Source organism: Fibrisoma montanum (genome assembly GCF_003583365.1).
GTDB classification, from domain to species: Bacteria; Bacteroidota; Bacteroidia; order Cytophagales; family Spirosomataceae; genus Fibrisoma; species Fibrisoma montanum.
Map to the genome: position 1 here is coordinate 66,851 of NZ_QXED01000005.1, position 14,392 is coordinate 81,242.

At 51.7% G+C, this 14,392-nt stretch carries 11 protein-coding genes, 2 tRNA genes and 1 pseudogene; 2 read left to right on the plus strand and 12 right to left on the minus strand.

Annotated features, from left to right (window positions below; genetic code table 11):
* Positions 1-47 precede the first annotated feature (47 nt).
* The 4 genes from DYU11_RS17265 to DYU11_RS17280 form a co-directional block, all read right to left on the minus strand.
* Positions 48-1,001, minus strand: a complete 954-nt coding sequence (locus DYU11_RS17265; protein WP_119668966.1) for a phosphoribosylaminoimidazolesuccinocarboxamide synthase — start codon at positions 999-1,001, stop codon at positions 48-50.
* A gap of 64 nt (positions 1,002-1,065) precedes the next feature.
* Positions 1,066-2,241 (minus strand): acetyl-CoA C-acyltransferase, encoded by a 1,176-nt coding sequence (locus tag DYU11_RS17270; protein WP_119668967.1) that lies wholly within the window; start codon positions 2,239-2,241, stop codon positions 1,066-1,068.
* A gap of 22 nt (positions 2,242-2,263) precedes the next feature.
* Positions 2,264-2,959, minus strand: a complete 696-nt coding sequence (locus DYU11_RS17275; RefSeq protein WP_119668968.1) for a tetratricopeptide repeat protein — start codon at positions 2,957-2,959, stop codon at positions 2,264-2,266.
* Positions 2,960-3,014: 55 nt separating this feature from the next.
* Positions 3,015-3,977: a vWA domain-containing protein gene (locus DYU11_RS17280; protein ID WP_119668969.1), complete on the minus strand. Its 963-nt coding sequence runs from the start codon at positions 3,975-3,977 to the stop codon at positions 3,015-3,017.
* A gap of 166 nt (positions 3,978-4,143) precedes the next feature.
* Here DYU11_RS17280 and DYU11_RS17285 point away from each other — a divergent pair.
* Both DYU11_RS17285 and DYU11_RS17290 read left to right on the plus strand, forming a co-directional pair.
* Positions 4,144-4,230, plus strand: a tRNA-Ser gene (locus tag DYU11_RS17285).
* Positions 4,231-4,243: 13 nt separating this feature from the next.
* A tRNA-Pro gene (locus tag DYU11_RS17290) sits at positions 4,244-4,318 on the plus strand.
* Between the two features lie 1,075 nt (positions 4,319-5,393).
* Here DYU11_RS17290 and DYU11_RS17295 read toward each other — a convergent pair.
* The 8 genes and pseudogenes from DYU11_RS17295 to DYU11_RS17340 form a co-directional block, all read right to left on the minus strand.
* A pseudogene (locus tag DYU11_RS17295) lies at positions 5,394-5,660 on the minus strand (S24 family peptidase); the annotation flags it as partial.
* A gap of 858 nt (positions 5,661-6,518) precedes the next feature.
* Positions 6,519-6,866 (minus strand): hypothetical protein, encoded by a 348-nt coding sequence (locus DYU11_RS17305; RefSeq protein ID WP_119668972.1) that lies wholly within the window; start codon positions 6,864-6,866, stop codon positions 6,519-6,521.
* A 31-nt stretch (positions 6,867-6,897) separates the two neighbouring features.
* A complete protein-coding gene (locus DYU11_RS17310) occupies positions 6,898-7,329 on the minus strand; it encodes a hypothetical protein (protein WP_119668973.1) in 432 nt (143 codons plus the stop codon).
* A 623-nt stretch (positions 7,330-7,952) separates the two neighbouring features.
* Complete coding sequence (locus DYU11_RS17315; RefSeq protein WP_119668974.1) at positions 7,953-8,867, minus strand: helix-turn-helix domain-containing protein; 915 nt, start codon at positions 8,865-8,867, stop codon at positions 7,953-7,955.
* Between the two features lie 54 nt (positions 8,868-8,921).
* Positions 8,922-9,785, minus strand: a complete 864-nt coding sequence (locus DYU11_RS17320) for an SDR family oxidoreductase (protein ID WP_119668975.1) — start codon at positions 9,783-9,785, stop codon at positions 8,922-8,924.
* 203 nt (positions 9,786-9,988) lie between these two features.
* The gene (locus DYU11_RS17325; RefSeq protein ID WP_119668976.1) at positions 9,989-11,293 is read right to left on the minus strand and encodes a polysaccharide pyruvyl transferase family protein; all 1,305 of its coding nucleotides are present in this window, start codon (positions 11,291-11,293) and stop codon (positions 9,989-9,991) included.
* Between the two features lie 127 nt (positions 11,294-11,420).
* On the minus strand, positions 11,421-12,572 hold the full coding sequence (locus DYU11_RS17330; protein ID WP_147367956.1) for a glycoside hydrolase family protein: 1,152 nt from the start codon (positions 12,570-12,572) through the stop codon (positions 11,421-11,423).
* Between the two features lie 313 nt (positions 12,573-12,885).
* Positions 12,886-14,364, minus strand: coding sequence for a glycoside hydrolase family 28 protein (locus DYU11_RS17340; RefSeq protein ID WP_119668979.1), 1,479 nt, complete (start codon positions 14,362-14,364; stop codon positions 12,886-12,888).
* Positions 14,365-14,392 lie beyond the last annotated feature (28 nt).

A 14,392-nucleotide genomic window follows, 5' to 3' on the forward strand; every position in this document is an offset into this window, starting at 1 on the left:
AATAACCTACAATGTAAAACCGATTCACGGCCGCATTGTCCCGGTTGTTACGCGGTCGTGAGGGCTTGCCGGACGGCGCTTTCGATGCGATTCAGCGGGTCGGCACCCGGCGCCGGCGCAAAAGGCTGACCCGTAACGGTTTCAAACAGTTCAACGTAGCGCTTCGTAATCTGGTTTACCCACTCGTCGCTCATCTCGGGCACCGTCTGACCGGTCTTCCCCTGAAAATTATTTGCAATCAGCCATTCCCTAACAAACTCTTTGGACAATTGTTTCTGCGGCTGTCCGGCCAGTAAGTTTTCGGTATACGTGTCGGCGTAAAAGTACCGCGATGAGTCGGGCGTATGGACTTCATCGATGAGGTAAATCCGGTCGTCGAGTTTACCAAACTCGTACTTGGTGTCGACCAGAATCAACCCTCGCCCGGCGGCCATCTCCGTGCCCCGCTGGAAAAGGGCCAGGGCGTACTGCTCCAACTGGCGGTATTCCGCTTCGCGCACAATACCGCGACTAATGATCTCCTCCCGGCTGATATCCTCGTCGTGACCCTCGTGGGCTTTGGTGGTCGGGGTGATGATGGGGTGGGGCAGCCGATCGTTCTCGCGCAGGCCATCGGGCAGAGGGACTCCGCAGAGGGTTCGGTGTCCATCGCGGTACTGCCGCCAGGCGTGGCCGGCCAGATACCCCCGTACCACCATCTCGACCGCATAGGGTTCGCACTTCAGCCCGACGCTGACGTTCGGGTCCGGTACGTCGACCAGCCAGTTCGGAACCAGATCGGCCGTGGCCCGCAGGAAGTAGGCCGCCGTCTGGTTCAGCACCTGGCCTTTGTACGGAATTGGCCGGGGCAGCACGACGTCAAAGGCCGAAATGCGATCGGTGGCGATCATCACCAGCCGGTCTGGAAAGGCGTACACATCGCGCACTTTGCCGCGGTAGAAGCTCAACTGCCCGTCGAACTGAAAATTGGTTTCGTGAATGGCGTTAGTCGTAGTCGTCATCAAATGATTAATTGTGGTTATACGTTGGGGCCTGGTAGTTGCCAGGCCCCGACGTGTAACGTACTTATAGTTTCTCCAGCACCAGCGCCGAGGCACCCCCGCCCCCGTTGCAGATACCAACGGCACCGTAGCGGCCTCCGTTCTGCTGAAGGACGTTCGTCAGGGTGGTTACGATCCGTGCACCCGATGCGCCCAGCGGATGGCCAATGGAAACCGCCCCCCCGAATACGTTCAGTTTCTCCTGCGGTACGCCCACGACTTCGCTGAAGGCCAGGGGTACCACGGCAAACGCTTCGTTTACCTCGTAGAAATCGATATCGTCGGGTTTAAGGCCTGCCCGCTCCAGGGCCAGCGGTACGGCCTTGGTCGGGGCGGTCGTGAACCACTGCGGCTCCTGCTCTGCATCAGCGTAGGCCAGAATCCGGGCCAGCGGTTTCAGACCCAGCTCATCGGCCTTCCGGCGGCTCATCACTACCAGCGCCGAAGCCCCGTCGCTGATCGGCGACGAACTCGCGGGCGTTACCGTCCCATCGGGCGTAAAGGCCGGCTTGAGCGTCGGGATCTTATCGTAAATTACGTTCCTGAATTCTTCGTCTTCAGCAACCGTGACGCTGCCTTTCCGACCCGTTACCTCAACCGGGACGATCTCCGCTTTGAACTGCTCGCTCTGCGTACTGGCTTCGGTCCGGCGGTACGACTGCACCGTGTAGGCGTCCTGCGCTTCGCGGCTGATGCCGTAGTGTTTCGCGGTCTGATCGGCAAATACACCCATGGCACATTGATCGTAGGCATCAACCAGCCCATCGCGGGCCAGCCCATCAACGAGTTCGGCGTTACCGTATTTATAGCCAAACCGGGCTTTCGGGACGTAGTAGGGCGTATTGGACATGCTTTCCATGCCACCCGCTACGATAACATCGGCCAGACCCAGCTGGATCGACTGGGCAGCCAGCATAATGGCTTTGGTGCCCGATGCGCAGACTTTGTTGATGGTCGTGCACGGCACGCTGGCGGGTAGGCCGGCTTTTAGGGCCGCCTGCTTGGCGGGTGCCTGACCCAGGTTGGCCGAGACTACGTTGCCCATGTAAACTTCCTGTACCTGATCGGGCTGCACACCCGCGCGGGCCAGCGCACCTTTAATGGCTGCCGCCCCCAGGTCCGTTGCTGACAACGTCGATAAGGCACCGCCGAAACTACCAATGGGCGTCCGGACGGCTGAAATAATGACTACTTCGTTCATGTTGGTTTTTAGTTGTTGATACTTACCAGCGGTTGCCGGTGGCTGCGGTTCCCGATTCGGAACCCCGGGCCGACCGTAGCAGCGGATACGGCAGGTCATCGGCCTGCATGGCATTCAGCAGTTGCAGCGCCTGCTCTTCAGTAAGGTTTAACTGCCTAAACCGGCGCAGCAGATCGTCCTGCCGATTCGACCGCTCGACCAGCTGACCACCCATCGGTTTGGGTTTATTGACCTGTTGGGGTTGTTTGGTCGATGATTTCGTTCGGGGGTTGGGAGCCGGCAGCTTGTCCGAATACCGCTGTTTAACTAACTCAAAATTGTACCGCGCGGGTTCATTATCGGGATCTTCCAGCAACGCCTGCCGGAAGAGCGACAGGGCGGTGGCGCTATCCCGGCGCAGGCAGGCAATAACCCCCAGTTGCGTAGCGGCCACAGTTCGCAGGTCGGGGCGGTCGGAGCGCAGCAGGTTTTCGTATTGCGGCCTGGCTTTACTATACCGACCCAGATGAAAATACGTATGGCCCAGGTTGAGCCGAACCGCCGGATCAATGGTCGTCGTCAGTCGGCTCAGGTACGCATAGCGGTTGAGCGCACGCACATAGTCGCCTGCTTTGTAAGCCGCTTCCGCTTCCTGGCGAGCCTGGTTGTTAAGCGAAATCTGATTCAGCAAAAGCGGCTCTTCCCACCATAACCAAAGGGCAATGAAGAGGTAAATCATAGTCTATGAACGTACTGAGGGCCAAAAGTAAGACGAAAGTTCAAAAAAGTCTGCCTTACAGCCAAAACGTCCGGATGATAACGAGTAGATCAAACGCCAGTAACCCCAGGGCGGCCAGCAGGAAGTAATAATATTTGTTGGTGGCAATGAGTACCCGGTTCTGATCAATTGTCCGGCCCGGCAGCGAACGCAGCGTTGACGCCAGATCATTCACGTACCGGCCCTCGGCGTCGGCTTCAAAATACTGACCCCGGCCGTCGCTGGCCAGACTTTGCAGAAACGCCCGGTTGAGTCGGGTGCGGACAATCTGCCGCTGGTCGTCGCGGACAAAATCGCGCCCTTCCCGGATCGACGCCCCCGACTCGGTACCGATTCCGACCGTAATGAGCGGAAGGCCGAAGGTTCGGAGCCGGGCCAGCCCGGCGCGGTCGCAGGGGCCGAAATTTTCGCCGTCGCTGAACAGGACAATGGCTTTGGTGCTCTGGCGCGTACTGGGGTCGGTCAGGAGTTTCTGGCGGGCCAGTTCCAGGGCGTTGCAAAGATCGGTGCCGCCCCGGGCGGGTGCACTGGTACGTACGTCCTGAGCCAGTCGTTTAAACGCTTCGTGATCGGCCGTAAGGGGCGACAGGACAAACGATTCGGATGCGGTAAGGATGAGCCCGAAGCGATCGGAGGGGAGCGTATCGCTTAATTGCTGAATGTCGTATTTCACCCGTTCGAGCCGGGTCGGTACTACGTCGGTAGCGTCCATGGAGCGTGACACGTCGACCAGCAGGTACACATCCCGGCCCACCGTAGCCACGTTGCGTTCCCCTTCGCCGAACAAAGGGCCCTGCAGTGCCAGCAGCATTAGGGCCAGGTACGTGCTGCGCAGAAAAAATTTGGGAATAACGCCCCAGGCCGACGTATTGAGCTGCCGGGCTACCCGGAAGGTGCGTCGGATGTAGAGCGCATAGAGCCCGATAAATAAACCAATGAACCAATATTCAGTGGCCGAAAAGGAATATAGCCAGTTCATTACAACGGAGTATCCGGCTGATTCTAACCTGGTTCGGCTTCATCAGTCCGTTCGGAAAAAGGCGAAATTAGCGATTTTGAAAAGATTTTGCGGATTAGGTTTTGTTGTAAACGGTAAATCCCTCTATATTTGTGTCCCAATCGCACAGCAAGTGCCGATTTCTCATGGAGAGATGCCTGAGAGGCCGAAAGGAACAGTTTGCTAAACTGTCGTACTGGTAACGGTACCGAGGGTTCGAATCCCTCTCTCTCCGCAGGCAAGACATTCGGGGTGTAGCGCAGTCCGGTTAGCGTACCTGGTTTGGGACCAGGTGGTCGCAGGTTCGAATCCTGCCACCCCGACGATAAAAAGGTTTACAGTTTTAAGGTTTACGGTTTTCAGTACAGTCACTGTAAACGTAGTAGCCAAAAACCGTAAACCTTTTTTATTAGGTCCCGTAGCTCAGTTGGATAGAGCATCTGCCTTTAAGTGAGGAGCCATAAGAGGGGAAACCACTTATGGGATGTTGTCAAATTCGGTGAAGTCTTCTGACCTGGAGTGCCTGATTCGATGGCAATTTGCGCAAAGGAGTACACATTTATCTAATTCCTGTACGATTGTTTTCCACGATACCAGACGAAGTTTTGTCCAATCGTGGTCTTTCTGAGAAGGGGTTAGGTGGTGAAACTCAAAAACGGAGTAGTGGCTGTCTGACAAGGATAAACGACAATCGTGACAGGCACCACCTTTGTAGGCAATCGCTTTACATTTTCGATCGATCCATCGCTGGATTGCTTTCCGATTAAAGCATTGTTTACAATAGCACATGACCCCCTGACTATGCGTCTTCGATGCATAGAAGTCGTGTAAGGGTTTGTGTATGCCGCACCGGGTGCATTTTTTCATTGGTGGGTCGACGGGTTAATGATAATACCGAGCCAAGTCTCCTGACGACAGGAGAAAGGTGTAGAGACTATACGGCAACCACCTACGTCTTGACAGATATGGTGAAGATATAGTCCAGACCACAAATGTACAGTTATAGTGTACTTGTGCAGCAGCGAAAGCTGTAGTGGTAAGCTAAGCAGACGGTCTTTGGTTCGAATCCAAACGGGATCACAATTTTACAATAGAGGCTAATCAGGATTAGAGCTAGAATTGCTCGAAATCAACTGATTAGCCATTTTTTGTTTATCGTACTTAATCAAAATAAATACGGGAAAATAAACAAAATCCGTCCCCTCGTATTGATATTTATTGTCACTTGGTAGTGACCAAACCAAGTCAGACCAATGAAAACCATTACCGACAAGTCCACCCAGGCCTTGTTGAAAGACGCCCAGTCAGACCGCCCCTCCCCACCAGTTCACCGGCATAGTGGATACGTTTAACGGCATGGACACTGTTGAGCCAGACCACTACTATTTTGCCCTCAACCGGTTCGCGTGAGCAATCGACAACCAATACGTCGCCCCGCTCAATTCGGTCGCCAATCATACTATCCGAGCCAACCCGAACAAAGTAAGTAGCCTCAGGATTGGTGATGCAAAGCTCGTTGAGGTCGCAAACCTTCTCAATGTAGTTATCAGTCGGGGAGGGGAACCCGGTCTGAACATAGTGGGCAAAAAAGGGAAACAGATAGCGTGTATGAGCCGTAGCCCTTACTATATTGTGTTTGCTAATTTGGTCGTCTACCTCAATCATACCTCACTGGAAAGAATCAAGACCGCTATATTGTATTTTTATGATGTATGTTACAACTATATTATACTGAATTAAGTTTTACACAAACGAAGAAGGCATTCTATAATTTGGTTGATTATCCTATTCAAGATGAGAATTAGGAGTAATGAATACGGTAAGTCTTATTCAACGTAAGGTATTCCCTCGACCGATCGTTTTCTGAACATACGAGGCTTGTAGGATTGGACCGCGTGGGCTACATTAGATGTAGGTTAACATATTCGCACTTATACAACATTTCTGAATACTGTTGAATGACTGAAATACTTGATTTCAGCTTTTACTTCTGCTATCAGTATCTACGTAAAGTTAAGAGTGCTGATCCGGTAAATAGTGCCCTTACTTTGATGATGATTGTGCTATTGTGCGTACAAGTAGCATGTGTGAGCTTCGCTAAAAGAATACTTCATCTACCTGCTTTTCGAATAGACACATTCATTTTTGTCTTAATGGGGTTAATCTTACAGGGCTTTATTTTTTATGGATTATTTAGCTATTTCATCAAAACAAAGAGGTATAAGAGATTAATAAAGGGTAGATACAAGCCTATTAATAGCCATTACGTGGTGGATTTTCTGATCATCCTTTTCCCATGCTGGCTCTTAATAGGCTTGTCAGCACTATTAAGATATTTTAGAATCAACTTCTAAACCAGAGCGACTAAATTCTTAATTTCTTCTCATAACATAAGATGAGTTATAAAACGGGTCTGGGAAATGTACAAGATTCTGACTAGCAGCAATTTTGCACTTCTCCCAGACCCGTTGCATAACTAGACTTATGTAAAGGGACTTTACTCAGAAACTGTTGCTGCTCATTTCACAAGAAATATATCTTCATCACCTTAGTTGTCCCATTATAGACATGACCCTTCCAAGAGGAAACATGAAAAGGGACCCCCTTAGCGATGACATAAGGCTTGTCCATTTTCACTTCAGTGTTTAGGCAGCTGACTACAGTCTCACCATAAATCAGATTTTGAAGTTCATCGACTTCATCTACTTTGATAAATTCGATTGTGAAGGTTTCCGGCTGAGGTTGAGTAACAAGCTTTTCAATCGATATGTAATTTTCATTGACCTTACTCTCGTTTGTAAACTTGTCGTCAGGACTTCTAGAACAACCTAAAGCTGTAAAGAGACTCAAGATAATAGCTAGTATTTTCATGGATGTTGACTGTTGTATAAGTGCGAATATGTTAAGCAACTATTGTTTTTGTTAGTTGCCGACGTAAATCAATAACAGTACCGATAACTATTGCAAGACTAACTAGACCCAATAGTAGCAGCAGCACATAGGGTTTGGTCAACTTACCATCTACCTGGACAGCTCTGTCTCGTGTTGGGTCATAATGGACGAGGATACTATCTAATTTAGCCGTTTTTCTAAAATACTGGTTTGAAAACTCTAAAATATAGCTCTTACCCTGGTGGCTAACATAGACCTTGTTCGGATATCTGACGGTACCCCAGCCTTTGATTCTTTTCACTACAGGCATTTTAACCCGTGGGCTGTGTTGTTGAATGTAGGCTTGCTCGTCATAATCTTCACTTAATTTATAGGTAATCCAAAGCAGTAAGATTCCTAAAAGAATCGAAAAAAGATAAATAGACCACTTCTTTAGCGACATATAGGGTACGAGTAGATAGTGCTATCACATCTTCGTCTTGGGTTGAAAACTGTTGTATAATCTCTTATATGTTAGCAATATACCAATGTAGCACTGGAATCTGTAACTTACAAAGCTTAACGTCTGTCAAGTAGATCGAGCGTTATTTTGAACACTCACAGTATACACGTTCATGTAAGATACTGTGGCGGCAGGCCTACTTTGAGCTTCGCACATACAACGAAAAAGGCCGGGGGAACCACCCACCCGGCCTATGTGAACCGAGGGAATCGCAGGGGCGACCCCGCACCCGCCCGGTTCTGACCAAACCAAGTTGCCCGCTAAGGCACTTGATTCAGGACAAAGATACACCCGGCAATGGGGCAACCGTCCCCCACGTAGCGAAAAGTTATTTCTATTTGGCAATCCGTCCCCTTGCTTGAAAAGTGAATGTAATAAGTTGATTATCAATTAGAAAAAAGCTTTAAATGGGATCGCAATTTTACAACAGAGGTTAATCAGGATTAGAGCTAGAATTGCTCAAAATCAACTGGTTAGCCTTTATTGTTTGGTGTAAGCGAGCCGTATAGAAACGACGACGTTACCAAGCTGTACTTGATGGATTACCCTTTTTGGCGGCTACCTCAATTAAAAGAATGGCGAAATGCCAGCGGGGCAATGTTGGTCTTGCTCCTGAACAATTTGCTGAACGACTGGGGATGCCCAAACCCCAGCCTATACGCAATCTCGCTGACCGATAACGTAGTGGTAGACAGCATTTCTTTGGCTTTGTCAAGAAGCTTCTCGTGAATATGCTGCTGGGTGTTGAGCCCGGTCAGTGTTTTCAGCAGACTGCTCAGGTACGTAGGAGACAGGTTGAGCTGGTCGGCCATATACCCTACTGTGGGCGGCCCGGTTTTCAGCAGTTCGTCACTGACCAGATAAGCCTCCAGTACTTCCTCGAAGCGGTCCAGCAATTTGTGGTTGGTGATCCGGCGGGTGATGAACTGCCGCTGGTAAAACCGGTCGGCATAATTGAGCAGCACGTCGAGCTGAGCGATGATGATGTTCTGGCTGAACTTGTCGATGGGTGCCTGGTATTCCCGCTGAATCTGCTGGATAAGGCCAACGATTGTTGACTCTTCCGTTTCTGACAAAAACAGGGCCTCACGAACCGAATAGTCAAAATAGTCGTGCTGCCGAATCCCCTTGGCGAGGGGAGTATGCCATAAAAAGTCGGGGTGAATCATTAGCAGCCAACCCGTATGCTCGTGGGACTCATCAGCCGAAACAGTAAGTACCTGACCGGGCGCCAGAAAGACCATCACCCCTTCGTTGAAATCGTACTCCTGCTGCCCATATTTCATCCGGCCATTGAAATTCCGTTTCAGCGCGATTGAATAAAAATTATTGACAAAGCTCTTCGTTCCGTCAGTTCGCCGTGGTCTGATGTCGTCGAACCGGACCACGCTAATGAGCGGGTGGGCTGGTTTTGGAAGACCGGCAAACTGATGATAGGCGGCTATGGTGTCGATTCGGTGAAGCGGCTCGGCTGGCATACGGCGACGGGTTTTTGGCTGGGTTTATTCTGGAGAAAACCCAGCCAATAGGAATTACAAATTATACAACGAAATCAACCCTTCTTTGAGTGCCGTTGGCTTTCGGCCCAGCAGCTTTTCCAGATCTGGGCTTATGCTGTCTTCCTGACCATTGGCAATGTCGGTGATGAACCCGGTGATTCGTCGGGCCGTGACCTCGGGTAAACCGCGTCGGATTAGCTGCTCCTCAAACATGCCCGGCTCCGCTGGGGTGTAAGTCACCGACTTGCCGGATAGATCGGTTAGGGCAGCGGCTACGTCATAAAAGGAGTAAGATGCGCTGCCGGTTAAGCGGTACGTCAGGTTGCCCGTATCATCCCTGAGCAGGGCCTTCGCAATGGCTTCTCCCATCTCGCTTCGCAGAGCCAGAGCAACCTTTCCCCGGCCGGCTGGTACGTGGATACCGTGCTCGAAAACGGATTCACCACCCACAAACTGGGGAATGGCATCCATATACAGGATGTTTTGAAACAGCGTATAGGCCAGCCCACTTGCTTTGATGTAGTCTTCGGTCTGAAAGTGGCCTTTCATCAGCTGATTGACCAGTGTAGAAGGGTCTTTCAGCGCCCGGCTCGTGTAGGCAATCCGTTGAACCCTCGCATTTCGGGCAACATCCACGACGAGCTGATGTTGTCTAACCCGATTTTCTTCGTCCGTACCCGCAATCAGGAGGACCGTCTTAATACCCTGCATGGCACTGTTGAGGGCATCTGGGTCATCATAGCTACCGACGCGTATGACCACGCCCTGTTCGATCAGGCTGGTGGCTTTGGTTTCGTCCCGCACGAAGGCGGCAATCTGGTTGGCCGGTACGTCTTGCAGTAGCTGGTTGATGACTGCGGTACCAAGTCGGCCGGTGGCTCCGGTTACTAATATCATGACGGTGTTCTGCTTTGGTCAGGACAAAGGTCTTTCATAGCCGACACGGAGACGTAGCCAGATTAGTGGTTTTTGTAGCCAAATTAACGACCGGGCAGCTAGCCCATTGTCGAAGTATCCCTCAGAAGTCGGGATGAACGCAGCATCGCTCCCGGCAACCTCTTCTATTGCCGGGAGCTGATTCATGAATAAGGTGGAGCTAACTAACCGGCTTTTTCGACGGATTTGGCCATATCCTGCAGGCGGTTCCGGACAAAGTCGCGGGCGGTGGCCAGTTTTTTCAGGGCAGCCGGGTAGTTCTGGTGCACCTCCAGGAGCCGGTCGGCTATCTGCGGGCCGGTGGTACTGTCCACTTCGAGAATCCAGTCGTTCAAACCCACATCCCGCCACATCTGGCCTTTGCTGGTATCGGTTGGCTGACGGATCAACAGGGCGGGCGTATTGACCTGAAACGCCATGATGGGCGAGTGCATCTCCATACTGACAAGCGCCCTGGCCTGTTCGTAGACCGACGTAGCCTCATCCGGCAGCCAGTACGTATCGCGCCAGACCACGTTTTTCCTGACGTCCTCCGGCAGCGGATCGACCAGTTGTTCTTTGGCCAGCGGAATCTCGTACGTCATCTCGGGGCAGGCCAGTACTTTAAGGCCTGTTTTACGAACCCACGTAACAATGGCTTCGCGCAATTTGGCGTGATCGGGCTCTTTGAACTGTTCGGCAATAGCGTGCCGTTTCTGCTCGGCCTCGGTAGCCTCGCGGTTATGAATCTGGAAATAGGGCGTGTAGCGCAGCCGGGGAATGGCGCAGATGAATTCTTTTGGCTTCAGCCCCACCGATTTCAGGTAGGCATCAGCTTTGGCTTTGTTCCGAAACGGAATGGCAAACGTAGCATCCGGCCCGAACGCCAGCACGGGTGCTTTGACGCCTTTATCCTGCAGGAGTTTGAGCGAAACGGTGTCGCGCAGGTACACAAACGCGGCTCCGTTGAGCAGGTCCATCAACTGGTCGTTGAGTTCTCCGCCTACTGTTACGCCAAAAATGCCGTAGGGTTTGCCGGTTACTTTCCGCCAGGCTTCGACGTGGTTTTGGGCCAGTACACTCGGCCCCGACCCATGCACAAACAGGTCGGCCTGTTCAAACGCCGTTTTCAGTTCGGGCGTTGCGGGATTGCCCTGCTCATCGAGCTTTCCCTGGATGATGGTCAACCTGGGAAAGTACGTTTTGAGCAACTCAGCCACACCATTATCGACGCTCGACGGCCACAGCATGATGTTGGTATCGGCGGGTAAATAGTCCTTAAACACCTGCAGGGCACCGGGCGTATGGCCAATATCGCCAATATTGACCGTTTGCCACGACGACCGGAGCAGTATGGTTTTGGCGGTCCGTCGTAACGGTTTGGCCGGTCCGCCGGTGCGGTTCAGGCCAAAGCCGGGCGCTGTAGCCAGCAGTCCGGCCAGCGTGGCGGCTTGTTGCAGAAAGTCGCGTCGTGAAAACGATGCTGTCATTGATTGATACGTTAGTGTTGCTGAATGTAAGGCCCGTTTTCGGCCAGAAACCCTAATCAAGCCACGTGTTGCTATAGCTCATTACCTGAAACAGTACGCAGACCCCTGACGGGAAACTACCCCAAGCTCACCTGATTGGCCCGAAGGTCGCGTTCTCTACCTGCCTGCTTCCTGCCCGCAGCGGAATATCGGCTTCTGACCCCACGTGCTTCCCGTTGAGTATCACGTTGTCGAAGGTTACATTACGGGTTGTATTTCTTACCACGGAAGGCACGGGCTCACCCAGCATGGTAATGTTTTTCAGCAGTATACGTTCAAACTGAGCTTCGGGGTTTTGCAGCCCGAACAGGGCAATAGGCTCTTCAAACCGGATGTTTTCAAACGTGTAGTCACGGTGACTCGCCTTACCTTTGCTGTTGGGGCTGACCATGCAGAACAAGGCCCAAGGTGCATGCCACTCGCCTTTACTCATATGAATCACATCAGTGTTGCGCATGGTGATAGTACGGGTTGTCAGCGCTTGCCCATTGAAACCGATGCGAAATACATTTGCCAGCGTACTCCATAAAACGCAGTTCTCAATATAAATATCGTTTACTTCGCCCGCCGTGTTGCGAGTGGTGGCCCACATGTCCTGGCTGCTGCCGGGCGTAAAAAACGCAAAACAGTCGTCCATCGAGCGGATAAAGCTGTTGAGGACTTTGGTCCGCCCTCCGCCGTACCAGTCGATACCGTCACCGTTGATGTTTTGCGGGTTAACAGCCAGAATTTTGATATTGTCGAATACGGCGTCGAACGTCGTGTGGGTTTGCAATGACCAGGTGCGGCTGCGGCCAACAAACGTCACGCCCCGAACCGTTAACCCCTGTACATTATGGGTCGTGAGCGGATGCCAGTTCTTCTGATTCTTCCAGCCGTCATCGTGCGTTTCCGACTGCGGGCCGTAATACACCACTGTACCCCACCCCAGAATGCTGACGTTTTTGGCGTCCCAGACATTGATACCACCAAACAAAACCGCCCCGGCATCCAGGTAAAGCGTTTGTCCACTGGTCAGATCGATATTCCGATGATGAATACCGGCTTTCAGGTGGATTACATTTTTAGCGGTCAGGTTGGGTACGCTGGTATCAGGCCGGTTGGCAAAAAGAAACAATACATCGTCTTTGAAATGCCCGGTTCCTGCTCGTTCAACGGAGTACTGCCCGGCGTCGGAAATCGCAAAGCTGACGGTTGAACCATTAACCGTGGGCTTGCAATTTTTCGAGAGTGGGCGCACGAAGGCATCCCCCGCCAGTACCCTTTCTCATCGATCTTGACGGCCTCTTTATTGGATGTTTGTCCCGAATATTTGTCCGTATTGGCATTCGATGTTACGGCCACGGAAGCATTTCCGACGAACTCGAAGCTGGCAAAGTAGACGTTCAGTCCCGCATGAAAAACTGGTACGGATTGCCCGTTTACCGTCACAACGTAGTAATCTGAAGCAAACTCTTCGGGAACGGGATGTGGCGATACGGATTGCGAATAACCCGCTGTGAGCAGGGAAACGAAAGCGAAAACGAGGTAGAGCCGGCAGGGCATAGCACTTGTCATTTTATTTCGGCGGTGTATACTGCTTTTTTGGGTTCATCTTTTACCCCAAAATGGTCGTTATTCTTCCCGTTGATGAAGATATCTTTCACGTCTTCCAGCACATAAGCCGGACGCTGGTCGGGGTTACGAAGATCAAAATCGACGTTGGTGAACGTGATGTTCCGGGCATGACGCACGTAAAAGCCGTGGGCGGGCAGCGAATAACCAAACATGCGCTGCTCCGGGTACGAGGTAGGCTTTTCGGGCACCGCCCGGTTAGCTTCCTCAATTGTCCCCTTACCCATTCCGTTAATCTGGATATTGCTGAGCAGAACATTTTCCACGGGGTATCCCGGCTGTCCCGAAATAGAATTGGTGATTTTGCTGTGGCTAATGGCCGTTACGTTGCTGATCAGCACGTGTTTCAACTGACCCGGTGGGCGAACCGAATCCGTCGGTTTTTCGCGCCGGGCCCGGTTACCGATGTGGATGAAAATAGCCGTCTGCACATCCCGCATCGAAATGTTGTTGATGGTAATATGTTCCATTACGCCACCATCGACCACTTCGAGCGCCAGCCCGGCCAGCACCGAAACCGGCAGTTCAATATCCGGCATCTTGCCGGCCCAGTCCCAGTTCCAATGGTTGGTTCCGGTCACTTTACTAATGACACAGTTCGAAATGGACACGTTTTTAAAGCCACCTAGCGACGAGGTTCCGAACTTGATGCCGTTGCAGTTGGTTTTGACGACGCAGTTGGTAATCGAGATATTCTCAATCGGTTCGTAATCGCTGTTTTTAAGACAGATACCATCGTCGTCGCTCTCGATAATACAGTCCGACACGCTCACGTTGCTGCTCTCGATATCCAGCCCATCGTTGTTGATCAGCCCGAGGCTGTTGATTTTAATCCGATTAATATTCACCCGATTGCATTTCAGATAATAGTGCGCCCAGTTGACGGAGTTCTTGAGCGTGAAGTCTTTAATCAGCACATCGTTGCAGTAGATGAACAAGATGGAGTTAGGCCGCCCGGGTCCGTCGTTCACGCGGCTTCCCGTCCATTCGGTGCCACTTCCGTCGATGGTGCCCGTCCCTTCGATACCGACGTGGTGCACATTTTGGGCGACGACAAAGCCCACCTGACACCGCTTCTGCGTATCCGGGTTGCGGATTTTGGTGGGTGCGCCAGGTGACAGATCATCGAAAATGTTGGGGTAGTCCTGCGGAGACGAACTTCCTTTTAGCACCGCCATCGGCGAAAGGTGCAATGTCACGTTGCTCCGCAAAAAGATGGTTCCGCTTAGAAAGATACCTTTAGGCAAATAGACAAGTCCGCCCGTTTCCGCGCATTTGTCAATGGTTTTCTGAATGGCCTTTGTGCAGTTGGTTTTTCCGTCGGCAACAGCTCCGTAGTCCAGCACATTATACGTCTGGCTCATTACATAGCTGACGTTTAAAAGAGTCGACAGCAGGAGCAGGAATCCAATTCTCATGGTATTAGAGCAGCAGATAAGTCCTAAT